Genomic DNA, 24743 nt, shown 5'->3' with positions numbered 1-24743 from the left:
TTATTTTAAATTTCTTTTTCGCAATCGCTTTAAATGCGAACGTTCGTTAACAGTGCTTATAATTTACCATAGCCAGCGTTAGTTTTCAAGTCTTTTTATATAAAATTTTCAATTTTTTTACTTCGTGAATTGTTAACTCAAATACTACAAACACTAACCTAATCTATCATTAAAATTTACTCTTCTTTTTTATCTTCTATTGGTTCTAGCCATTCTTTTTTGATATTTTTTTCAAGATTTTTTTGGCGTTGATCTTCTTCCAATTTTGGCATCATTATAAATGTATCACCGAAACTATCAAAATCATATTCTTTCTCTAATGATGGTAATTCAATATCTTCCGGTAAAATTAGCTTTTCTTTTTTTAGAAATTCATCTTTATTAAATCTTAAACCCATTTTTTTCACTCCTTATTCTCTATTATATGTTTCTTTTTTTATTTTTCAATCATTTATTTTCTTACAAAAAAACTCCAAGTATAGAGGTTACTCTAAAACTTGAAGTGTATGATTTTTATGATAAAGAATCACTTAATTTTTCGATTTCATTTAATAAATCATCATGTGAATTAATTCTAGAAAATGCTGCTGCATCATTTAATAATAGCTGTACTTCAAGAATATGCGCATTACTTTCTAGTGCATTTACTGCTAATTGATAATGTAATCTACCTAAATAATAAGTTATATGATATTGACTACATAACTCAATTCCTTTCTTTAGTAATTCATTACTTTTTTTATAATTTTTATTATTTGAGAAGAACATAGCACTATGATATAAAACCATTAAAACTCTCCAAACATCTTCCTTTTTTTCTAGTTGATGTTTTTCTGATTCATGAATCGCTTTTGAAAAATAATATTCTGCTTTTTCAATATCTTTTTGTTGATGGTAGACTAAGCCTAAACCAGTATATGCTAGGTGAATATAAGTATCATCATTTTCATATTGTTCTGCTAGTATTTTATTGAAATAGAACAAGTCATCTTCCATTTCCTTGCCTTGTAATACTTGGGTAAATCCTCTTAGGTAAAGTAGGTGAATTTTTTGTTCATCATTCAATTGATCTAATTGAACTGTTCCAATTAATTTTTCAGCCAATTCATAATCCATCGTTACAATACTTTCTTCTATTTTTTCTAGAAGCTTATTAATTGCAACTTCTTTTGTATTGACACTTGCAAATAAGTCCCCCACATCTAATTGCAGTCGTGCGCACAGTTGACTTAAAATTTTCATTGATGGAATTTGCCCATGATTTTCAAAGCGACTTAATGTTGCTTGAGTACAGATTCCATGACTTAATTCTATTTGAGATAAGCCTTTTTCTTTACGGCGCCTAATAAAAACTTGAATATCCATACTATAATTCTCCTAACTTTTAATTTTTTTTATTATACATCTTTTTTGGGAATTTTTCCAGTTAATGTAAATATTTTTCTTATATAAAAAATGTTGTATATTTTATATAAAATACAAATATTTATCATTGTCTTCTCCCTAAAGACACTGCGGATAATTCATTTTAACCTGATTCGTTAAATGTTTCAACCTTTTATATAGGATTTTTACAAGTTTCTTTCAATTTTATAGTTTCTAATTTCTACTATAGTTGTTTATTTTGTTTTGTTCCTCTGAATTCATTGCTTTTTCTATTTTCATTTACATAAAAAAGACTGGAATCAATCCAGTCTTCTGTTTCAATTATTCTGCAATTTCTACTACTAAATAACGATGTGGTTCTTTACCTTCTGAATGGGTAGAAATACGTTTATTTTTACTTAAGTATGCATGAATTTGTTTTCTTTCATATGCCGGTAATGGTTCTAAATATACCGGTTGTTTTGTTTTTAGAACACGAAGTGCTGTTCTTTCTGCTATTTGTTGTAAAGCTTCTGTACGACGTAAACGATAATCGCCCACATCTACTTGTACAGACATTCTTCCTTTTACAAAGCGGTGAACTGAAACTTGTGCTAATACTTGTAAAGCATTTAAAATTTTACCATATTTACCAATTAATAAACCTGGTTTTTCTGTTTCAAAAACAAAATTCATTTTTTCTTTTTGTACTTCTACATGAACGACACTTGGTGCACCATATATTTCTGCTATTTGTTCTAAATATGCTTTTGTAATATGTGCAGCTTCTTCAATATGATTATCTAATACTTCAACTGATTCTTTAGATTCTTCATAATCATCTTCAAAGTCAAATTCATCTTCTTCTAAAGATACTTCTACTTCTTCAACAACAACTTCTTCTTGCTCAATTGTTTCTTTTACAGTAATAGACACTACAGCATCTTTTTGTCCAAAACCAAATAATCCTTTTTTCCCTTCATCAATTACTTCAATTTCTACATCATCTTGTGTTAATTGTAATTGACGTAACCCTTTTTGGATAGCTTTTTCTACAGAACTATCATTTACTCGAATCGTTTGTGTCATCTTCTATATCCTCCATATTGCAATTTTACATGTATTATCTCATGTTCTATTCATCTGAACAAGTCTATTATTAATTTTTGCCATGTTTTTTCTTTGCTTTTTCTAAAGCTTTTTCACGACGTCTTTTCTCTTGTACAATAGCTTTTTGTTCTGCAATAAATGTAAATGGATTATTCATTATTAATGTTTGAATAACCATAAAGATATTCCCTACAACCCAGTATAGTGATAACGCACTTGGGAATGTTAAAGCTGTAAATCCAATCATTGCTGGTAATACAAATAACATAATTTTTCCAGCCGCTCCACTGTCTTGCATTTTCATTGTTAACCAAGAAGTTAGATAAGTTGTAGCTACTACTAAAATTGGTAAAATGAAAAATGGATCTGGTTGATCTAAATTAAACCATAAAAAAGATCCTGTTTTTAAAGCTTCTGTACGACTAATTGCTTGATATAAAGCAATCATTACAGGTAATTGAATCGCTACTGGTAAACATCCAGCATATTGATTCACACCTTCTCTTTCATATAAAGCTGAAATTTCTTCTCGTAAAATTTCTTGAGTTTGGTGATCACGAGCAGAATATTTTTCTCGAAGTTTATTAATTTCAGGTTGTAAAATAGCTGTTTGTCTTGTTGTCTTATATTGGAAGTGCATAATTGGTACTAGTACAATTCTTGTTATAATTGTAAAAACAATAATTCCTAAACCATAACTATTTCCAAAAATATGAGATAAAGTTATAATAAATTGAGATAAATTATAAATAATGACTCTATCCCAAATTCCTGTACTTTCTGCTGTTACAGGAGTTGTACTACATGCTGCTAAAAATAATGTTAAAACCGCTAATGTTAAAGCTAATTTATGCTTTTTCTTCACTTAATTCCCTACTTTCTCCATTATAATCATCTTTTATTAAAATCTTTCCTAATTTTAATACATGCATCATACATTTTTTTACTTCTTGATAATTCATAGATACTATAGGTTTACGTGCGATCACGATAAAATCAATCTCTGACTGTAATTGTGGCTTTAGTTCTGTTAATACACTTCGTATTAATCGTTTGATACGATTTCTAACAACTGCATTCCCTAATTTTTTACTCACAGAAATTCCTACTCTAAAATGAGATTGATTCGATTTATCGATTTGATAAACCACAAATTGACGATTCGCTACTGAATTTCCATGATGAAAAACCTTTTGAAACTCTTGCTCTTTCTTTACTCGATAAGACTTACGCATACACTCACCTTTATCTAAGTTTTTAAAACATTTATAAAAAAAAGATCACTGAGACGTTCAGTGATCTAAGCTGCTAAAACTTTTCTACCTTTACGGCGTCTGCTTGCTAATACTCTACGGCCATTTTTTGTACTCATACGTTTACGGAAACCGTGAACTTTTTGACGTTTACGTTTGTTTGGTTGATATGTTCTTTTCATAACTTCTTGCACCTCCTAGTTCTGTGTATGTCTAACTATCCTAGACAGTCTACATCATTATAATGATATTCTCTAACAAAGTCAATACTTTGTTTCTTGCATCACTGTACTGGAGTATCATACCATATTTTATTCAAAATACCTAGTAAAATTATTCATCTTTCAATAGTTATCCACAATTATTTTTATAAATTTTTTTTAAATTCACCTTTATCCTTACAATTTCCACAGTTTTTTAACAAATTCAAACCCTGTTTACAAAAACATATCCACAAATTGTGGATAATGTGGATAAACTTCTAAATCCTTTATCATTATTGAGTTTTACTTATGAACAAATCTTGTGAATAAGTAAAAGTTTACTCTTTTTTTTGTATTTTTTCCACAAAGCTGTGGATAAAATTTCCTAAATTTACTTTTTTTTGTTAAAATATGATTTTCTGTGGAAAACTTTTTAAAAAAATGCTACACTTACTCATAGATTTTATATTATTTATCCACAAGGAGGTGTTTTTTATGAATCCATTAGATGAATTTTGGAAAATTTTATTAGCTCATTTTGAAAAAACAAATTCAGATTTTACCATTAAACACTGGATTATGCCTGCTAAATTATTAAAAATTGACCAAAATTATCTTTATATTCAAGTTCCTTCTCAAACATATGCTAATTTCTGGGAAGATAATTTATTAATGGATGTAATGGAACGTGGATATGATTATTTCAGAAAATCATTTGAACCTAAATTTATTATTTCAGATGAACAAGATTTTTCAGCCAAAACAGCGATTATGGAATCTACTCCACAAATCTCAACAAATGAAGAAAAAAATGAAGTGACTCAAAATATTTACATAGAAGATGATTCTCTATTAAATCCTAAATATACTTTTGATTCATTTATCATCGGTAAAGGAAACCAGATGGCACATGCTGCTGCTTTAGTTGTATGTGAAAAACCTGGACAATTGTATAATCCACTCTTTTTCTACGGTGGTGTTGGATTAGGTAAAACTCACTTAATGCAAGCAATTGGAAATCAATATAAGTTATTAAATCCAAATGCACGAGTAAAATATGTAACGAGTGAAGCTTTTACAAATGAAATGATTACTTCATTAAGAACAAGCACACAACAAGAATTCAGAGATTATTATCGAAATGTTGATTTATTATTAGTCGATGATATTCAATTTTTTGCTGAGAAGGAAGCTACTCAAGAAGAATTTTTCCATACATTTAATGCCCTATTTAATAATCAAAAACAAATTGTATTAACAAGTGATCGACAACCAACAGAAATTAAAGCCTTGCAAGAACGTTTAATTTCACGATTCGTTTCAGGACTTCCGGTTGATATTACTCCACCAGATTTGGAAACAAGAATTGCAATTTTATCTAAAAAAGCAGAAGCTGTTGGAATTGATATTCCTACAGATACCTTAAGCTATATTGCTGGACAAATTCAATCCAATGTCCGTGAATTAGAAGGTGCTCTTGTAAGAGTTCAAGCTTATTCTGTGACTCATGGTGAAGATATTACAACAAATTTAGCTGCTGAAGCTCTGCAAAACTTTATCCCTGGAAGTAAAGAAAAAATTGTATCCGTTCAAGATATTCAAGAAGCGGTTGCACGTTATTACCATATTTCTCTAGAAGATTTAAAAGGTAAAAAACGGACAAAATCCATTGTAGAACCTCGTCAAATTGCTATGTATTTAGCAAGAGAATTAACAAATAGCTCTCTTCCAAAATTAGGAACAGAATTTGGCAAAGATCATTCTACTGTATTACATGCCTATGATAAAATTAATGAAGAATATAAACTTCAAGGGGACATTACAAAAGCTGTTAATGATTTAAAGAAAAAACTTGGTTTTTAAGATGTGGATAACTACTCTAGTTATTAAATTGTTATACACAATACTTATCCACAATTAAAAATGATGAATTTAAAAGCAACATAATAGTTTTCCACAAAATTAACAGGCCCTACTACTATTACTATATTTATTATAAATAAAATTAAATTTAAGACAGACACACATACAACTAGGAGGCATAAAATGAAATTTTCAATTAATCGTCAAGCATTTTTAAAAAATTTAGCAGACGTTCAACGTGCTATTCCTTCGAAAACAACGATTCCAATTTTAACAGGAATTAAATTAGTTGTTTCTCAAGAAGGGATTACTTTAACAGGTAGTGATTCTGAAGTTTCTATTGAAATTTTTCTTCCAGTAGAACATGAAGAATTACAATTATCTATTGTAGAGACAGGTTCAATTGTATTACCTGCTCGATTCTTTGGTGAAATTGTTAAAAAATTACCTCAAAATACATTTACTTTAGAAACAAATGAACAATTACAAGCAACGATTACGGCAGGAAGTGCTGCATTTACATTAAATGGCTTATCGGCTCATGATTATCCACAACTTCCAGAAGTTGAAAAAGATCATGTATTAACATTACCTGTTCCATTATTTAGACAAGTGATTTTACAAACTTCTATTGCTGTTTCTACTGCTGAATCTCGCCCTATTTTAACGGGAATTCATATGGTTATTGCCAATAATCAATTAAAAGCTGTCGCAACAGACTCTCACCGTTTGAGTCAAAGAATTATTCCTTTAGAAATGCCTGAAACAAGTAATGCATTAACATTTGAAATTACTTTACCAGGTAAAACATTAATTGAATTATCACGTATTATTGATGGTTTAGAAACGATTGATTTTGCGATTACTGAAAATCAAGTTCTTTTCCAAACAGAAACTCTTTCTTTCTACTCTCGTTTATTAGAAGGACGTTATCCAGATACAGATCGATTAATTAATGATCAATTTAATACAGCGATTACGGTTGTTGCGAGTGATTTAGTAGCTGCTGTAGATCGTGCATCATTAATGTCTCATACAGATAAAAATAATATTGCAACATTATCGATTAATGAAAATCGCATTTTATTAACAGGTAATTCTCCAGAAATTGGAAAAGTTGAAGAAGAAATTACGGTAGAAAATTATGAAGGTGCTTCATTGGATGTTTCATTTAATCCTGATTATTTAAAAGATGCGCTTCGTTTATTTGGTTCTTCAGAAGCAACGATTCAATTTTTAGAAGCGAATCGTCCATTTACATTGACATTAAAAGACAATCATTCAGATATTCCATATAGTTTTATTCAATTAGTTACACCAGTTCGTACATTTAACGGTTAAAAAATTGTCCATGATGATTTTTGTCATCATGGATTTTTTTTTTTTGCTTATTTTTAAAATTTTGAAAAAATCCTAGTAAATTTCATTTTTCCCTTTAAAAAAGGTTTTTTATTTATTTTATAAAAAAATGCAAAAATAGGCGAATTTTTGCAAAATCTTTGAGAATTCTCTTTAAAAAAGGTATAATAAAGTAGTATGCGTATACCCAAAAGAGAGAAAAGAGGAAAATCATGACAAAAATTGTAACAATTACAGAAGAATTTATTACATTAGGACAATTTTTAAAACATATTGATGTGATTACAACAGGTGGTCAAGCAAAATGGTATTTGCAAGAAACGGTTGTATTTGTTGATGGTGAAATTGAAAATCGTCGTGGTAGAAAACTATATGATAAAACACGTGTAGAAATTCCTGAAGAAGGCATTTTTGTTGTGAAAAGAGAATCTGAGGAAGTTATGGATGAGATTAGTTGAATTACAACTGAATCATTTTAGAAATTATGAAGAACTTTTTCTTGAATTTGGGAAAGGAGTTCATATTTTCATAGGTGAAAATGCTCAAGGTAAAACGAATTTAATGGAATCTATCTATACTTTGGCAATGACGAAGAGTCATCGTACCAATCAAGATCGAGAATTGATTAAGTGGAATAAAGATACTGCTACTATTAAAGGAAAAGTAGAAAAGAAAATTAGTAATATTCCCTTAGAAATTCGTTTTTCAAATAAAGGAAAAATAGGACGAGTCAATCATTTAGAACAAAAAAAACTTAGTTCCTATTTAGGACAATTAAATGTCATTTTATTTGCACCTGAAAATTTAGAATTAGTGAAAGGGGCTCCTGCAAATCGCCGAAAATTCATGGATATGGAACTAGGTCAAATGAATCCTATTTATTTACATGAATTAGTAGAATATCAACGCCTTATAAAACAAAGAAATCATTATTTAAAACAATTAGCGATTAAAAAATCATCGGCTGATCTTTATTTAGAAGTTTTAACAGAACAAGTCATTGAAAAGGCAAGTGCAATTTTAAACCATCGTTTAGAATTTATGGAACAATTGGAAGCTTTAGCTAGACCAATTCATGAACAAATTTCATTAGGAAGAGAAGAATTTACATTGAAATATCAAACATCCCTTTCGATTGAAAAAGGAATGTCTCAAGATGAAATAAAAGAATTGTATCAAAAACAATTTGAAGCTGTACAAAAAAGAGAATTAGAACAAGCGAGTACTTTAGTCGGTCCGCATCGAGATGATTTGATTTTTTATTTAAATGATAAACCCGTTCAAAATTTTGGTTCTCAAGGGCAACAACGTTCAACTGTATTAAGTTTAAAATTAGCAGAAATAGAATTAATGAACATCGCTACTGGAGAATATCCAATTTTATTATTAGATGATGTGTTATCTGAATTAGATGATGATCGACAAACGCATTTGATTAAAGCAATTGAAAATAAAGTACAAACATTCATAACAACGACTAGTTTAGATGGAATTCGTAAGCAATTTATTAATGAACCAATTGTATATCCGATTCATCAAGGTCAAGTTCAATGAAAAATGGAGTGTGAGAATAGAAAATGACAGAAGAAAATAAAGAAGTTCTTGCTGCACAATATGATGCCAGTCAGATTCAAGTATTAGAAGGATTAGAAGCTGTACGTAAACGTCCAGGGATGTATATTGGTTCTACAAGCAGTGCCGGTTTACACCATTTAGTATGGGAAATTGTTGATAACTCAATCGATGAGGCTTTAGCAGGATTTGCGACTCATATCGAAATTGAGATTACACCTGAAAACCATATCCGTGTTACTGATGATGGACGTGGAATTCCAGTTGATATTCAAGAAAAAACAGGACGTCCTGCTGTAGAAACGGTATTTACAGTACTTCATGCTGGTGGTAAATTCGGCGGCGGAGGTTACAAAGTTTCCGGTGGTCTTCACGGGGTAGGTGCTTCTGTTGTAAATGCACTTTCTACAGATTTAACCGTCCAAGTTTTTAAAGATGGAAATATTTATGAACAGTCTTATAAACGTGGTGCTGTTTTAGAAGATTTAAAAATAATTGGAAAAACGGATAAACATGGAACTAGCGTTTATTTTGTTCCAGATCCAGAAATTTTCCAAGAAACAACTGTATATGACTTTGAAAAATTAGCGAATCGTGTTCGAGAACTAGCTTTTTTAAATAAAGGATTAAAACTAACGATTACTGATTTGCGAGTAGAAGAGCCTGTTGTAAAAACATTTTATTATGAAGGCGGAATTAAAAGTTATGTAGAACATTTAAATAAGTCAAAACAAGTATTATTTGAAGAACCGATTTATGTTGAAGGGGAACAAGATGGCATTCAAGTGGAAGTAGCTATGCAGTATACTTCAGGATACCATACAAATTTATTAAGTTTTACAAACAATATCCATACTTATGAAGGTGGAACACATGAATCTGGAATGAAAACCGCCCTTACTCGTGTTATTAATGATTACGCTCGTCGTCAAAAATTAATGAAAGAGAATGAAGAAAAATTAAGTGGGGAAGATGTACGTGAAGGATTAACGGCAGTTGTCTCTATTAAACATCCTGATCCACAATTTGAAGGACAAACGAAAACAAAATTAGGAAATTCTGAAGCAAGAACAATTACAGATCGATTATTTGCGACTCATTTTGATAAATTTTTAATGGAAAATCCACAAGTTGCCCGTAAAATTGTTGAAAAAGGGATTTTAGCTTCTAAAGCACGTTTAGCTGCGAAAAGAGCACGTGAAGTAACTCGTAAAAAATCTGGTTTAGAAATTTCTAATTTACCAGGGAAATTAGCGGACTGTTCAAGTAATGATCCAAGCGTTTCAGAAATCTTCATTGTCGAAGGAGATTCTGCGGGAGGTTCTGCAAAACAAGGACGTTCTCGTCACTTCCAAGCGATTTTACCAATTCGAGGGAAAATCTTAAACGTTGAAAAAGCATCATTAGATAAAATTTTAGCCAATGATGAAATCCGTTCACTATTTACTGCAATGGGAACAGGATTTGGTGGAGATTTCGATTTATCGAAAGCTCGTTATCATAAATTAGTCATTATGACCGATGCCGATGTCGATGGTGCACATATTCGAACATTATTAATTACATTATTCTATCGTTATATGCGTCCAGTAGTGGAAGCAGGATATGTTTATATTGCGCAACCACCTCTTTATAAATTAAAACAAGGAAAACAAGAGTTTTATATTCAAAATGATGAGGAATTAGAAGCAAAATTAAAAGAACTTCCAGCTAGTCCAAAACCACAAATTTCTAGATATAAAGGTTTAGGAGAAATGGATGCGGAACAATTATGGGAAACAACAATGAATCCTCAAAATCGTTCGATGTTACAAGTAACGGTTGAAGATGCTGCTGAAGCTGATCAAGTGTTAGATATGTTAATGGGCGATAAAGTAGAACCACGTCGAGAATTTATTGAAGCAAATGCGAAATTTATTGACGTGAATGATTTAGATATTTAATGATTGAAGAAGAGGAGAGACAAAATGTCTGAGGAAAAAGATTTAGAATTTTTCGAAGAAAAATTCGAACCAACGGATTTAGCTAAAACAATGCGTAAATCATTTTTGGAATATTCCATGAGTGTTATTGTATCTCGTGCGCTTCCGGATGTTCGTGATGGGTTAAAACCTGTTCACCGTCGTATTTTATATGGAATGCATGAATTAGGAGTAACGCCAGATAAACCCCATAAAAAATCTGCTCGTATTGTTGGGGATGTAATGGGTAAATACCATCCACACGGAGACTCTGCCATTTATGATGCAATGGTTCGTATGGCACAAGATTTCTCATATCGTTATCCATTAATTGATGGTCACGGAAACTTTGGTTCTGTCGACGGAGATAGTCCAGCGGCAATGCGTTATACCGAAGCAAGAATGAGTAAAATTGCTTTAGAAATGCTACGAGATATAAATAAAGATACGATTAATTATCGTGATAACTATGATTCAACAGAACGTGAACCAGAAGTTTTACCATCTCGTATTCCAAACCTTTTAGTCAATGGAGCAACAGGGATTGCAGTAGGGATGGCAACGAATATTCCTCCACATCATTTAGGAGAAGTAATTTCTGCATTACATTTATTGATGAAAAATCCTGATGTCACAACAGCTGAATTGATGGAAGTATTACCAGGACCTGATTTTCCAACAGGTGGAATTGTATTAGGCAAATCTGGAATTCGTCGAGCTTATGAAACAGGTCGTGGATCTATTACAGTTCGTGGACGTGTACAAATCGAAGAATTAAAAAATGGAAAAGAACGTATTATTATTACGGAATTACCATATATGGTCAATAAAGCTCGTTTAGTTGAACGTATTTCTCAATTGCATCATGAAAAGAAAATTGAAGGAATTACGTATTTAAATGACGAATCTGACCGTAAAGGAATGCGTGTTGTTATTGAAGTGAGAAGAGATGTTTCTGCTTCAGTTGTTTTAAATAATTTATACAAATTAACGCCATTACAATCAAACTTTGGATTTAATATGTTAGCAATTGTAGGGCAAGAACCAAAAATTTTAAGCTTAAAAGAAATTTTACGACACTACTTAAATCATCAAGAAGAAGTGATTCGTCGTCGTAGTATTTTCGAAAAGAAAAAAGCAGAAGATCGTGCTCATATTTTAGAAGGATTACAAGTAGCTTTGGATCATATCGATGCCATTGTGGCGATTCTTCGTAGTTCTGCTAGTGGTGATATTGCTAAAGAACGTTTCATGAATGAATATGGATTAAGTGATAAACAAGCTCAAGCTATTTTAGATATGAGAATGGTTCGCTTAACAGGATTAGAACGTGAGAAAATCGATGCAGAATATGCAGATTTACAAGCACTTATCAAGGAATTAAATGAAATCTTAGCAAGCGAAGAAAGACGTTATGAAATTATCGAACAAGAATTATTAGAAATTCAACAAAAATTTGATAATCCTCGTCGTACTGAATTATTAGTAGGAGAAGCTTTAAGTTTAGAAGATGAAGACTTAATCGAACAAGAAGATGTAGTCATTACTTTAACGAAGAATGGCTATATTAAACGATTAGCAAATTCTGAATTTAAAACACAACGTCGTGGAGGACGTGGTGTACAAGGAATGAGCGTCCATGATGATGACTTTGTAGAAAATATGATTTCATGTTCAACTCATGATTCATTATTATTCTTTACAAATACAGGTAAAGTATATCAAGCAAAAGGATATGAAATTCCAGAATACAGTCGTACTGCTAAAGGATTACCAGTCATTAACTTATTGAATATAGACTCAACTGAGAAAATTCAAGCAATTATTAGTGTACCGGAATCTGATGAAACAGAAAGATTCTTATTCTTTACAACTTTACGTGGAACTGTTAAACGTGTGAAATTATCAGACTTCAAAAATATTCGTACAAATGGATTACGTGCAATTCAATTACGAGAAGATGATCAATTAATTCGTGTAGTCGTAACAAGTGGCCAAGATGGCATCATTCTTGGAACTTATCACGGAAATGCTGTAACATTCCATGAAGAAAAAGTTCGTGCAATGGGTCGTACAGCAGCAGGGGTTCGAGGTGTATCTTTACGTGATGATGACTACGTGATTGGAATGGATATTTTAACACCTGAACGTGAAGTATTAGTCGTTAGTGAAAAAGGATATGGTAAACGTACTGCTGCCAGCGAATATGCCTTAAAAGGTCGTGGTGGTAAAGGGGTTAAAACCCTTCGTATTACTGAGAAAAATGGTCCTCTTGTATGCTTAAGAACCGTAACGGGTGAGGAAGATTTAATGATTATGACGAATAAAGGAGTAATCATTCGATTCCACGCTTCAGATGTTTCTCAAACAGGTCGTGGTGCTCTTGGGGTGCGTATGATGCGTTTAGATCAAGATGCTATTGTAAGTTCATTAGCTATTGTAGATCGTGAAGAGGAGACAGAAGAAACGGTCACTTCATCAGAAGAAACAGTTGTTTCTGAAAAAGTAACCGAAAACTTACAAAATTTCGCACAAGAATTATTAGACGAACAAGAATAAAACAATAAAAATAGACTTTTCTAGATTAGCAAAGATGTTAAATATCTTTTCATGCTATGAGGAAAAGTCTTTTTTCTAATTATGATTAAAATACAAAATATCAAGCAATTCTATAGAAAAATCAGACTTTAGTCACTAGTAAAGCGCTATTTTTAGGTGTATAATTAGCGTAATTATAGGATGGGAGGAAGTTTATCATGATTGAATTTAAACAAGCAACAAAAAAATATGGAGATAAGGTAGCTTTAAATAACTTAAACTTAACAATTGAAAGTGGAGAAATTGTTGGATTAATTGGACATAATGGTGCAGGAAAATCCACAACCATTAAATCATTAGTGAGTATTTTGCCACTTACAAGTGGAACGATTGAAGTAGATGGCGTTCCTCTATCACAAGATCCATTAACAATTAAGAGAAAAATTGGATATGTGGCAGATTCTCCAGATTTGTTTTTACGTTTAACGGCTAATGAATTTTGGGAATTAATTGCAGTTTCTTATCAATTAACTATGAATCAAATAGAAGAAAGATTAACGTATTTATTAGAGTTATTTGACTTTACTCCTTATCGTTATGATGTGATTGAGTCATTTTCTCATGGAATGCGACAAAAAGTATTCGTCATTGGGGCTTTATTATCCGACCCAGATATTTGGATTTTAGATGAACCATTAACTGGTTTAGATCCACAAGCTGCTTACGATTTGAAAAAAATGATGCGTGAACATGCCGAAAAAGGAAAAACAGTATTATTTTCTACTCACGTATTAGAAGTAGCAGAACAATTATGTGATCGTATTGCCATTTTGAAAAAAGGTGAATTACTATTTTACGGTACAATTGAAGAGTTAAAAGAACATAATCCTCAAGAGTCTCTTGAAAGTATTTATTTATCTTTAGCGGGACGTAAGGAAGGAGAGACTGTCGATGAATCTGCAAGCTGTTAGAAAATTAGTGAAGTTGAATTTATTATATGCAGTTGCTCCTGCTCAATTAGCTGCTTACCGACAAAAACAAGAAAAAAATCCACTAAAAAAAATCGATATTCCTAAGAAAATCCTTCGTTCTCAGCTTATGATTGGATTAATTTATATTGCTTTTTTTGGGGTACTTAATTCATTTGTAAATCCTATTGGAGAAAATCCAGTCCTATTTGCGAATATGATTAGCATTTTTAGTGCTTTTACATTTTCTCAAAGTTTTATTGCATTTTATAATGTATTTTATGAAAGTAAAGATTTAACTTCTTATCGACCTTATGCTTTTAGAGAAGTAGAAATTATTCTTGGAAAAGCTATTTCTGTTATGATGGTCGCTTTAATGGGATTAGGACCTATTATTGCTTATTTTATCGTTTTACCGATTCAATATGGAAAAGATTTTTGGTATACCATTCCTTTAATGATTATTAACTGTTTCATTTTATTAGTCTTTTTAGGAGTATTTATTTTTACACTCGTACATTATTTGACAAGTTTGTCATTTTTTAAAAAGCATAAAAATATTATTTCAAATATTTTATTAGGATTTGTTTCTGTTTTTTCAGGTTTACTGTATATTTTAATTTCTAATCATAATAGTGTTTCAATATTAACGAAACAAGAGAGAGCTTTTATTCCTCCTTTTGAAGCTTTTTATGCGATGATTCTTCATCCATTATCGCTTGATGGAATGATTGGCTATATAGGTTGGATTGGAATTACAGTTCTCTTATTAGTGAATATTCACTATAAAATATTGCCAACCTTTTATGAAAAAGCGATGGAAGTTAGTTCAATTCAACAATATTCTAAAAGAGTTCGTAGCTTTACATTGGATAATTTTTCAAAATTAGTGAGAAAATACCATATTCAATTAATGAAAGAAGGTTCCATTATTGTTCAAGGAATCATTGCACCAAGTATTTTACCGTTTTTGATGTTATTACCAATGATTTTTAGTGTGACGAGAGAAGGAGTTAATCTTACAGAATTTTTTACCTTCCGATTTTTACTTTCGTATTTATTATTTGCTTTATTGTTTGCAATGACAAATTCCTTTGGAAATAACTTAACAAGTATTGGTTTTTCTTTAGAAAGAGAAAATTTTGAATATTTAAAAGTATTACCAATCGATATGAAAAAATATGCTCGTGAAAAATTTAAAGTATTATTTTTATCACAGTCTTCTGTGCCAATTCTATTATTAAGTATTGTATTATTAGTACTAGGCATGCCAATTTTATTAGTATTAGCTGTAATAGTTACTTGGTTTTCGATTAGTTTTGGGTTATCAGCTTGGGGATTTGAAAGAGATTATCGACTACGTGTTCCAAATTGGAGTAATATTGTTGAACTACAAAGTCGAGGAAATAGATTTTTATTGGGGATTTTAATGTTTATTTTATTTATCATTTTAATTCTTTGTATAGTGGCATCTTTCCCAATTATTCACTTCCTTCCAGAAACAATTGGATATATCATAGGAGCTGCAACTTTTATCATTCTGAATGGACTAGGGATATTTTTCGGTGAATATTATTTAAGAAAATTGAAAAAAGCTTTATAATTTTTGACTTATGTTTAAAATTTCAATATGATAATAGAAGAAAGGGGAATGGATAGAAATGACTGCTAAAGAAACATTAACAGCAATTACAAAACATTTAAACGAAGAACAAGTTTCTGTTTTATTAAGATATATTTATACTGTTTTCCCTGAAATTTCTGATGAGATGATTAATGAAAATGGTGAAGTAGTTGTAGATGAGTTTTATCAAAATATGATTCATCAAATTGATCCTAATGATAAAGGAGAAAAATATTCTAAAGAAGAATTATTAAAAGAATTAGGGATTTTATCATGAAAGAATTCATTTTTAAACGTCCTGCTAAGAAATTTCTAAAAAAACAAAACAAAGAAACGATTCTAAAAATAACGAATGCTATTTATCAATTACCATATGGTGATGTTAGAAAATTAGCTGGATATGAAAATTATTACCGTCTAAGAGTAGGAAGTTATAGGGTGATTTTCGATAATCAAAATAATATTTATATGATTGAAGATATAGGGAATCGTTGCGATATTTATAAACAATGGTGATAGTGATATATAGACTCCATAGTGAAAACTATGGAGTTTTTCTAGTTTTTACTATAGTTTTAAACTATAAGTATAGATAATAATTAGATGATTGACTAGAACGTTTTCTCCTGTTATTCTAATTTCAGCAAAAGAACAGCACTGTGAAAAGGTGAGTAAAAAAGGAAACTTGTTTAGAGAGTCTCGGTAGGTGAAAAGAGATCAAGATTGAATTTTTGAAGATGGCCTTGGAGTGTTAGATATTGAATGATAAAATATCTACGGGTAGCCCGATATAGCAAGAGTATAAAGATACTTATAGAGGGAATTATTGCGAAATAATTCTAAAACAAGGTGGTAACGCGAAATTTCGTCCTTGCAGTGAAAAACTGTAAGGATTTTTTATTTTAGGAGGAATGTATTATGACAAAACAACAAGCACCATTTAGAGTAGATCACGTAGGAAGTTTCTTACGTCCAAAAGAATTAGTAGAAGCAAGAGAAAAATTTGCAAACGGTGAAATTACACGTGAAGAATTAACAGCAGTAGAAGATAAAAATATTCAAGAAATCGTAAAAAAACAAATTGCTGCTGGTTTACAAGGGGTAACAGATGGAGAATTCCGTCGTGCTTACTGGCATTTAGACTTCTTTTGGGGTTTTAACGGCGTAGAACATGTAGTAGGTGAACGTGGCTATTTATTTCATGGAATTGAAACAAAAGCTGATACCGCAGTACTTAAAGCACTGATTAATGGGAAAAATCACCCATTTGTTAAACATTTTGAGTTTTTAAGAGATTTAGTAAAAGAAGAAGATGTGATTGTTAAATTTACTATTCCTTCTCCTTCACAATTTTATTTTGAATTAATTCGTACACCAGAGCATGTTGCTGCTTGGGAAGCTGTTTATTCAACAACAGATGAATTATTCGAAGCTATTATTAAAGCTTATTCTGAAGTGATTCAAGATTTATATGATGCAGGATTAAGAACATTACAATTAGACGACTGTACATGGGGAGCTTTAGTAGACGATGGATTTGCAAAACGTTTCCGTGAAAATCGTCCATTAGAAGAAGTACGAAGAGAATTTGCTGCTCGTGCGTTACGTTTGAATAATGGTGTCATTGCAAATGCACCTAAAGATTTAGTCATTAATACTCACGTTTGTCGTGGTAATTTCCATTCTACTTGGATTTCTCAAGGAGGATACAATAAAGTAGAAGATGAATTATTAGGTGGCGAAAATGTAAATGCTTATTATTTAGAATTTGATACAGATCGCGCAGGGGACTTTAAACCATTAGCAAAAGTTGGAACAGAGAAAAAAGTAGTTCTTGGACTATTAACATCAAAATTTGCTGATTTAGAAAATAAAGATGAAATTATTGCTCGTATTAAAGAAGCTAGTCAATATGTACCATTAGAAAATCTATATTTAAGTACACAATGTGGATTTGCTTCAACAGAAGAAGGAAATGTAATTAAAGAAGAGGATCAATGGAAGAAAATTGCATTAATTAGTGAAATTGCACAAGAAGTTTGGGGAAAATAAACCTAGTATTATAAAGCAAACAAAGGGCTATGGGGAGATTCATTTTAATCCATAGCCTTCCATTTTTTTGAAAGGAAGTGTTATTATGACAACATTTCAACAACAACTGACACAAGCATTTAAAACATTAAAACAAGCAAAATGGGTGAATTTAAGCCATCAAATTGATGCCAATAGTCCTCATTTTCCTGCTTTACCAGCATTAGAACAAAAAGATTTATTTACATTAAAAGATGGGTTTCATGTACAACAATTATCAGTAGTTACCCAATACGGAACACATATTGATCCACCTTGCCATTTTGTGGAAGGAGGACGATTCCTTGATGAATTAGAGTTAAAAGATTTATTGTTACCATTATACGTGATTGATCGTTCAAAAGAAGTAGCTGAAAATCCAAACTACGAATTATTAAAAGAAGATGTACTTAGATTTGAAAAAGAATATGGTAAGATTGAACCAGGTGCATTTGTTGCCTTTCGTAGTGATTGGTCATATCGTTGGCCAAGTCAAAATGCTATTCGTAATCTTGATGAAAATGGTGTTCAACAAACACCAGGTTGGAGTAAAGAAGCACTAGAATTTTTAATTCATGAACGTCATGTAAAAGCAGTAGGACATGAAACATTAGATACAGATTCTGGAGTTCATGCAGCAGCACATGGGTTAACAAATGAGTATTATTTACTAAGTCAAAACATTTATCAAGTAGAAGTATTAGCAAATCTTGATCAACTTCCTGCAGTAGGTGCGGTCATTTCAGTATCTTATCCAAACTGGAAACGTACACCAGGTTCACCTGTGCGTGCAATTGCTTATTTACCAGAAGCTGAATAAAAGAAAAGAGGAATAAATATGTCAAATCATGAAAATTGTAATTGTTGTCAAAAAGCGCCTTTCCGCTTAGATCACGTAGGAAGTTTCTTACGTCCAGAAAGATTAAAAGAAGCTCGTGCAAAATTTAGTGCTGGAGAAATTACTGCTGAAGAACTAGAACGTGTAGAAAACGAAGAAATCATTGCCTTAGTTGAAAAAGAGAAAGAACTTGGACTTCAATCCATTACAGATGGAGAATTTCGTCGTGCTTTCTGGCACTTAGACTTTTTAGAACACTTAGATGGAGTGGAACTAGTAGAAGTAGAACATTTCTCTGTTCAATTTAAAGATAAAGATGCAAAACCAAAAACTTTACGTATTGCTGGCAAAATTGATTTTTCTGAAAATCATCCATTCGTAAAACATTTCAAATTCTTAAAAGAACATGCAGGTGATACACCAGTTAAATTAACAATTCCTTCACCAAGTATGTTGCATTTAATTACACAAGTACGTGAGAAAAATTATATCCCAATTGATCGTTACAAAGATAATGAAGCATTATTTTATGATGATGTTGTGGTAGCCTATCGTAAAGCTCTACAATGCTTCTATGACTTAGGATGCCGTAATATTCAATTAGATGATACAAGTTGGGGAGAATTTTGTGCTTTAGATAAGCGTGAAGCCTATGAAGCACGTGGATTTGATTTAGAACAAATTGCTCGTGATTATGTAGACGTGTTAAACCGTGTAATTGAATGGAAACCAGAAGATTTAGTAGTAAATATGCATATTTGCCGTGGAAACTTCCGTTCAACATGGTTTTCTAGTGGTGGTTATGAACCAGTTGCTAAGACTTTATTCGGTCATTGCCGTGTAGATGGATTCTTCTTAGAATATGATAGTGACCGTGCTGGAGACTTTACTCCACTACGTTATATTAAAGACCAAAAAGTGGTACTTGGGTTAATTACTTCTAAATTTGGTGACTTAGAAGATAAAGATGAAGTGATTGCTCGTATTAATGAAGCAAGTCAATATGTTCCTCTTGAACAATTATGTCTAAGTCCTCAATGTGGATTTTCTTCAACAGAAGAAGGAAATATTTTAACCATTGAAGCACAATGGGATAAATTAAAACTAATTGATGAAATTGTTCGTGAATTTTGGAAATAAGTTTATATAAAAAATAGTGCAAAATCGTTGTCAGAATGCAATTTCTCTGCTATAATAATGGAACGTGAGTATTAGTTTTAATACTCTCCTTGCTTATTCAAAAGAATAAGCCAAAAGACCATAAGGAGGTGACAGTCAATGAGTCAAACATCAAAATACGAGATTTTATACATCATCCGTCCAAACATCGATGAAGCTGCTAAAGCTGAATTGGTTGCAAGATTTGATGCTGTATTAACAGACAATGGCGCTGTTGTTGTTGAATCTAAAGACTGGGCGAAACGTCGTTTTGCATACGAAATTAAAGATTTCCACGAAGGTATCTATCATTTAGTGAACATCACTGCTGAAGATGCAAAAGCAATTGACGAATTCGACCGTTTAGCTAAAATCAGCAATGACATCTTACGTCATATGATTGTTAAAGTAGAAGCATTTGCTTAATATTAAGTAAAACAAATCTTGAAAGGAGCAGATACTATGATCAATAATGTTGTGTTAGTGGGTCGTTTAACTCGACCAGTAGACTTAAAATATACTCCAAATGGAGTAGCAGTTGGAACTTTTTCAATTGCTTGTGACCGCCGTTATACAAATCAACAAGGGATTCGAGAAACTGATTTTATTAACTGTAGAGTTTGGAGAAAATCAGCAGAAAATTTAGCGAAGTTTACTCGCAAAGGTTCTTTAATTGGTGTTGAAGGACATATTGAAACTAGAAGCTATGAAAATCAACAAGGACAAAAAGTCTATGTGACTGAAGTAGTCGTTGATAATTTCTCATTCTTAGAGTCAAAAAATGTTACTGAACAACGTCCAGGAAATGATTCATATAATGGTTATTCACAACAAAATCAGTATCAATCACAAGGTGGTTTTAACACACCAAGTGCTCCTACATCATCATTTGGAAATGTTCCAGCAGATCCATTCTTAGCAAATGGAGAAGCAATTAATATTTCTGACGATGATTTACCATTCTAATCAAAAGGAGGATACCGTAATGGCTCAACAACGTAGAGGTGGCGGCGCTCGTCGTCGTAAAAAAGTTTGCTACTTTACAGCAAACCACATTAAATATATCGATTACAAAGATGTAGAATTATTAAAACGCTACATTTCTGAAAAAGGTAAAATCTTACCACGTCGTGTAACAGGTACTTGTGCTAAATATCAACGTCTTTTAACTGTTGCAATCAAACGTGCTCGTATTATGGGATTATTACCATTTACAACAGTAGACTAATTAAGACAAAGGACTGGTTTTCCAGTCCTTTTTTCTATCAAATGTTTCACGTGAAACATTAGAAGAGTGATTTAATGTTAGAATAAATGTTTCACGTGAAACATTATGATAAAGCTTCAAGGGTATTCCTTTGCTTTGAAATATGTTAAAATAGTTATAGAAAGATGGTGATAAACATATGTTAAATCATTTTAAAGAATGGTATGAAAAACTTCCATCTTATCTAAGAATTCCATCTGCAAAATATTATGGTGGTTCATTTATAATTCTTTTAAGTATTATGTGTATGATGAGTTTTATGATTCATCCTTGGTTAGGACTTATAGTACTTATCTGGTTATGTTTGTTTGCCATTTTAACCTATTTTTCAATTCATATTATTTCAAAACGAATAAATGATTATGCAACTGATTTAGCATATCAAATTCGTAAAGGTGAGCAGGATGCTTATTTAAAAATGCCAGTTGGTATGATTTTATATGATGAAAAAGAAAATATTAGATGGGTAAATCCATATTTACAGAAAAAACTTCAAAAACAAAACGTTATTGGAGTGCCATTAAAACAATTAAATGAACGATTATTTTATCAAGTGAAAAGACAAATTCAACAACACAAAGAAAAGGATATTTTTTCTCACGAAAATAAAAAATATCAAGTGATCGTACATCCAGATATTCGAATGATTTATTTAACGGATATTACTGAATATGCAAGTATTGAAGAAAAATATCATGATGAACAGATTGTAATTGGACAAATATTTTTAGATAATTTCTCAGAAGTTTCCCAGTCATTAAATGATAGAAGAAAATCGAATTTAAATAATTTTGTAACGAATCAATTATCGAGTTGGGCAATTCACCATAATATCTTTATGAAAAGAGTAGATGACGATCGATTTATTGCATTTTTAAATCGTAAGTCATTAGAAACTTTAGAAAAAGAAAAATTTGATATTATGGATAAAATTCGAGAAACAACTGCTAAACAAAATTATCCATTAACAGTTAGTATGGGTTTTTCTTATTCAGATAAAGAAAATGAAACGCAATATCAAGAAATTGCGTCTTATGCACAAGCAAATTTAGATTTAGCTCTAGGACGTGGTGGAGACCAAGTCGTTGTTCGTTCTCAAAATGAGGATGCACGTTTCTATGGTGGAAAATCAAATCCAATGGAGAAACGTACAAGAGTGAGAGCAAGAATGGTTTCTCAAGCATTGAAAGACTTAATGGAAGAAGCAACTGAAATCATTGTAATGGGACATCAATTTCCGGATATGGATGCTATTGGTGGATGTTTAGGAATTAGAAGAATTGCTAAAATGAATCAGAAAAAAGCTTGGATTGTAACAAATGAAAACCAGTTTTCTCATGATATTCATAAACTAATGGATGTCATTCGTGAACAAAAAGATTTACGAGAGGACATTATTACTCCAGAAGAAGCATTAGAAAAATTAACTCCAAATACATTAGTGATATTAGTAGATGTTAGTCGTCCGGTTATTGCTGCTGCACCAGAAGTTTTAGAACAAGCAAATAAGATTGTAGTGATTGACCATCATAGAAGAAGTCAAGATTTCCCAAAAAATCCTGTATTAGTTTATATTGAACCATATGCTTCTTCTACAGGAGAATTAATTACCGAATTATTTGAATATCAGAATAACTATGCAGAAAGTATTCAACCGATAGAAGCAACAGCAATGTTAGGTGGTATTATTGTAGATACAAGAAACTTTACATTAAGAACGGGTTCTAGAACATTTGATGCAGCAAGTTATTTAAAATCAGTTGGAGCAGATACTATATTAATTCAAAGATTATTGAAAGAAAATGTTGAAACTTATTTATTAAGAAGTCATTTATTAAATTCATTAATTTTATTAGATAATAATATTGGTATTGTACAAGGAGAAGAAAACCATACTTATCCTACAGTTGTTGCTGCACAGACAGCAGATATGATGCTTTCAATGGAAAATATTGATGCTTCATTTGTTGTTACAAAACGTGAAGATGGAAGAATAGGTATTAGCGGTAGAAGCTTAGGAAATAAAAATGTACAACGAGTAATGGAAAAAATGGGTGGTGGAGGACATTTTTCAAATGCTGCCACTCAATTAACTGATATAACAATCGAGGAAGCCGTTATTCAATTAAAAGAAGTTATTTCTGAATTAGGAAATGAAATAGATTTATAGGAGGTTAGAAAAATGAAAGTGATTTTTCTACAAGACGTTAAAGGTAAAGGAAAAAAAGGAGATGTAAAAAATGTAGCAGATGGTTATGCACAAAATTTCCTTATTAAAAATGGTTTAGCAAAAGAAGCAACAAATGCAAGCTTATCAACTTTAGCTGGTCAAAAGAAAGCAGAAGAAAAACATAATGCTGAATTATTAGCACAAGCAAAAGAATTAAAAGAATTCTTAGAAAAAGAAGAAACAGTGGTAACGATTAAAGCAAAAGCAGGAGAAGATGGACGTTTATTTGGAGCAATTCCAGCAAAGCAAATTGCAGAAGAATTCAATAAAACATTTAATGTTTCATTAGATCGTCGTAAATTTGAATTAGCTGCACCAATTCGTGCATTAGGTTTTGCTAGAGTACCTGTTAAATTACATCATGATGTTCAAGCGACAATGACTGTGAATATTGTTGCTCAATAATTTTAAGTTTTTCACTGATGTAGATAAATTTTGAATAAGTAAGGCTGTGGAAATGTTTTCCATAGCTTTTTTATTTTTGTTAATTAATTCACAAGTTGTTATAAATAAAAAACCACCGATTTCTCATCGGTGGAAAAAAGGATTAGAAATATTTATTTTGGGAGGATAAATATTCTTATTTGGGAATGACTAAAGTATAGTGGAAGAATATGAAGAATTTGTGAAATATATTTATAGATTTTATTATAATTTATGAAAACTTATTTATGATACGCATGTCCTGCTGTAATTCGGAAAGAACGATAAATTTGTTCGACTAACACTAATCGCATTAATTGATGAGGAAGAGTAATTCTTCCAAATGAAATTTTAGCATTCGCACGTTTTTTGACAGTATCACTTAATCCTAATGAACCCCCAATAATGAATGCAATAGAACTTTGTCCATTAATTCCATAATTTTCAATTTTTTCAGCTAATTGTTCTGAACTGATTAAATCTCCTTCAATCGCCATCGCAATAACGGTATCAGAATCTTTTATTTTTGCTAGAATTTTTTCTCCTTCTTTATCTTTAACTTGTTCCATTTCTTTCTCACTTAGATTTTCTGGAGCTTTTTCATCTGGTACTTCAATAAGTTGAAGTTTACAATAACTTCCTAATCGCTTAGCATATTCGTCAATTCCTTGTTTTAAATATTTTTCTTTTAATTTCCCAACACTAATAATCGTAATATTCATAAGAGTCTCCTTTAAAAAGTTTACGTTAGTATTATACTAAACATTTAGATAAGATTTCATTTATTTTATCGATTTTTTTTTGGAAAAGCATTATAATTTTCAAGAATAGATTTTTATGATTAATGGAGGAATTAAATGATTCGTTTTTTATTTCAACAATCCATTCCTAAAAGAATAGCAGCTAGTTTTGCTATTGTCATTTTAGTGGGTTCTTTATTA

The 24743-nt window shown here is 31.2% G+C and carries 25 protein-coding genes and 1 other annotated feature; of the genes, 18 read left to right on the top strand and 7 right to left on the bottom strand.

Translation table 11 applies throughout. The features are described from left to right. Positions 1–176: 176 nt before the first annotated feature. From RYL55_RS05205 to rpmH, 6 genes are all read right to left on the bottom strand, one after another. Complete coding sequence (locus RYL55_RS05205; protein WP_315007886.1) at positions 177–398, bottom strand: hypothetical protein; 222 nt, start codon at positions 396–398, stop codon at positions 177–179. Positions 399–513: 115 nt separating this feature from the next. Further along, positions 514–1365: a helix-turn-helix domain-containing protein gene (locus tag RYL55_RS05200; RefSeq protein WP_315007885.1), complete on the bottom strand. Its 852-nt coding sequence runs from the start codon at positions 1363–1365 to the stop codon at positions 514–516. 342 nt (positions 1366–1707) lie between these two features. After that, positions 1708–2454, bottom strand: coding sequence for an RNA-binding cell elongation regulator Jag/EloR (gene jag / locus RYL55_RS05195; protein ID WP_315007883.1), 747 nt, complete (start codon positions 2452–2454; stop codon positions 1708–1710). A 70-nt stretch (positions 2455–2524) separates the two neighbouring features. Beyond that, entirely contained in the window at positions 2525–3340 is an 816-nt protein-coding gene (gene yidC, locus RYL55_RS05190) for a membrane protein insertase YidC (RefSeq protein ID WP_315007882.1), read from the bottom strand. Next, a complete protein-coding gene (rnpA, locus tag RYL55_RS05185) occupies positions 3324–3710 on the bottom strand; it encodes a ribonuclease P protein component (protein ID WP_315007880.1) in 387 nt (128 codons plus the stop codon). Before rnpA ends, yidC begins: the two co-directional genes overlap by 17 nt. 65 nt (positions 3711–3775) lie before the next feature. After that, positions 3776–3910 (bottom strand): 50S ribosomal protein L34, encoded by a 135-nt coding sequence (rpmH, locus tag RYL55_RS05180; RefSeq protein ID WP_006703104.1) that lies wholly within the window; start codon positions 3908–3910, stop codon positions 3776–3778. A 516-nt stretch (positions 3911–4426) separates the two neighbouring features. Between rpmH and dnaA the strand changes: the two genes are divergently transcribed. The 18 genes from dnaA (at position 4427) to rplI (ending at position 23784) form a co-directional block, all read left to right on the top strand. Continuing rightward, positions 4427–5794, top strand: coding sequence for a chromosomal replication initiator protein DnaA (gene dnaA / locus RYL55_RS05175; RefSeq protein ID WP_315007878.1), 1368 nt, complete (start codon positions 4427–4429; stop codon positions 5792–5794). A gap of 183 nt (positions 5795–5977) precedes the next feature. Next, positions 5978–7135 (top strand): DNA polymerase III subunit beta, encoded by a 1158-nt coding sequence (dnaN, locus tag RYL55_RS05170; protein WP_006703106.1) that lies wholly within the window; start codon positions 5978–5980, stop codon positions 7133–7135. Between the two features lie 230 nt (positions 7136–7365). After that, entirely contained in the window at positions 7366–7611 is a 246-nt protein-coding gene (gene yaaA / locus RYL55_RS05165) for a S4 domain-containing protein YaaA (protein ID WP_020991435.1), read from the top strand. Continuing rightward, the gene (recF, locus tag RYL55_RS05160; protein ID WP_315007877.1) at positions 7598–8707 is read left to right on the top strand and encodes a DNA replication/repair protein RecF; all 1110 of its coding nucleotides are present in this window, start codon (positions 7598–7600) and stop codon (positions 8705–8707) included. Before yaaA ends, recF begins: the two co-directional genes overlap by 14 nt. 23 nt (positions 8708–8730) lie before the next feature. Continuing rightward, complete coding sequence (gyrB, locus tag RYL55_RS05155; protein WP_314077744.1) at positions 8731–10668, top strand: DNA topoisomerase (ATP-hydrolyzing) subunit B; 1938 nt, start codon at positions 8731–8733, stop codon at positions 10666–10668. Positions 10669–10692: 24 nt separating this feature from the next. Further along, positions 10693–13245 carry a DNA gyrase subunit A gene (gene gyrA, locus RYL55_RS05150; protein WP_315007874.1) on the top strand — a complete coding sequence of 851 codons (2553 nt, stop codon included), beginning with the start codon at positions 10693–10695 and terminating at the stop codon, positions 13243–13245. A 197-nt stretch (positions 13246–13442) separates the two neighbouring features. Continuing rightward, positions 13443–14195, top strand: a complete 753-nt coding sequence (locus RYL55_RS05145; protein ID WP_314112700.1) for an ABC transporter ATP-binding protein — start codon at positions 13443–13445, stop codon at positions 14193–14195. Next, on the top strand, positions 14176–15795 hold the full coding sequence (locus tag RYL55_RS05140; RefSeq protein WP_315007872.1) for a hypothetical protein: 1620 nt from the start codon (positions 14176–14178) through the stop codon (positions 15793–15795). Before RYL55_RS05145 ends, RYL55_RS05140 begins: the two co-directional genes overlap by 20 nt. Before the next feature lie 58 nt (positions 15796–15853). Then, positions 15854–16093, top strand: a complete 240-nt coding sequence (locus RYL55_RS05135) for a hypothetical protein (protein WP_314403663.1) — start codon at positions 15854–15856, stop codon at positions 16091–16093. Further along, positions 16090–16332 (top strand): type II toxin-antitoxin system RelE/ParE family toxin, encoded by a 243-nt coding sequence (locus tag RYL55_RS05130; RefSeq protein WP_315007870.1) that lies wholly within the window; start codon positions 16090–16092, stop codon positions 16330–16332. The genes RYL55_RS05135 and RYL55_RS05130 overlap by 4 nt, the downstream gene beginning before the upstream one ends. 134 nt (positions 16333–16466) lie before the next feature. Further along, positions 16467–16692 (top strand) — a binding site (T-box leader). A 42-nt stretch (positions 16693–16734) separates the two neighbouring features. Then, entirely contained in the window at positions 16735–17868 is a 1134-nt protein-coding gene (locus tag RYL55_RS05125; RefSeq protein WP_315007868.1) for a 5-methyltetrahydropteroyltriglutamate--homocysteine S-methyltransferase, read from the top strand. Positions 17869–17953: 85 nt separating this feature from the next. Continuing rightward, positions 17954–18706: a cyclase family protein gene (locus RYL55_RS05120; RefSeq protein WP_315007866.1), complete on the top strand. Its 753-nt coding sequence runs from the start codon at positions 17954–17956 to the stop codon at positions 18704–18706. A gap of 18 nt (positions 18707–18724) precedes the next feature. After that, on the top strand, positions 18725–19864 hold the full coding sequence (locus RYL55_RS05115) for a 5-methyltetrahydropteroyltriglutamate--homocysteine S-methyltransferase (RefSeq protein ID WP_315007865.1): 1140 nt from the start codon (positions 18725–18727) through the stop codon (positions 19862–19864). A gap of 138 nt (positions 19865–20002) precedes the next feature. After that, the gene (gene rpsF / locus RYL55_RS05110) at positions 20003–20308 is read left to right on the top strand and encodes a 30S ribosomal protein S6 (protein ID WP_314112710.1); all 306 of its coding nucleotides are present in this window, start codon (positions 20003–20005) and stop codon (positions 20306–20308) included. A gap of 36 nt (positions 20309–20344) precedes the next feature. Continuing rightward, a complete protein-coding gene (ssb, locus tag RYL55_RS05105; protein WP_315007863.1) occupies positions 20345–20848 on the top strand; it encodes a single-stranded DNA-binding protein in 504 nt (167 codons plus the stop codon). A 19-nt stretch (positions 20849–20867) separates the two neighbouring features. Then, positions 20868–21110, top strand: a complete 243-nt coding sequence (gene rpsR / locus RYL55_RS05100) for a 30S ribosomal protein S18 (RefSeq protein WP_227932033.1) — start codon at positions 20868–20870, stop codon at positions 21108–21110. A gap of 178 nt (positions 21111–21288) precedes the next feature. Then, positions 21289–23319 carry a DHH family phosphoesterase gene (locus RYL55_RS05095; protein ID WP_315007861.1) on the top strand — a complete coding sequence of 677 codons (2031 nt, stop codon included), beginning with the start codon at positions 21289–21291 and terminating at the stop codon, positions 23317–23319. 12 nt (positions 23320–23331) lie between these two features. Next, positions 23332–23784 (top strand): 50S ribosomal protein L9, encoded by a 453-nt coding sequence (rplI, locus tag RYL55_RS05090; protein WP_315007859.1) that lies wholly within the window; start codon positions 23332–23334, stop codon positions 23782–23784. A gap of 260 nt (positions 23785–24044) precedes the next feature. Here the strand turns inward: rplI and rlmH are convergent, their stop codons facing one another. Then, positions 24045–24524, bottom strand: a complete 480-nt coding sequence (gene rlmH, locus RYL55_RS05085; RefSeq protein ID WP_315007857.1) for a 23S rRNA (pseudouridine(1915)-N(3))-methyltransferase RlmH — start codon at positions 24522–24524, stop codon at positions 24045–24047. Between the last annotated feature and the right edge of the window lie 219 nt (positions 24525–24743).

The sequence above is a fragment of the uncultured Granulicatella sp. genome (genome assembly GCF_963515615.1).
Taxonomy (GTDB): domain Bacteria; phylum Bacillota; class Bacilli; order Lactobacillales; family Aerococcaceae; genus Granulicatella.
This window is presented reverse-complemented; position numbering and strand designations above follow the sequence as displayed.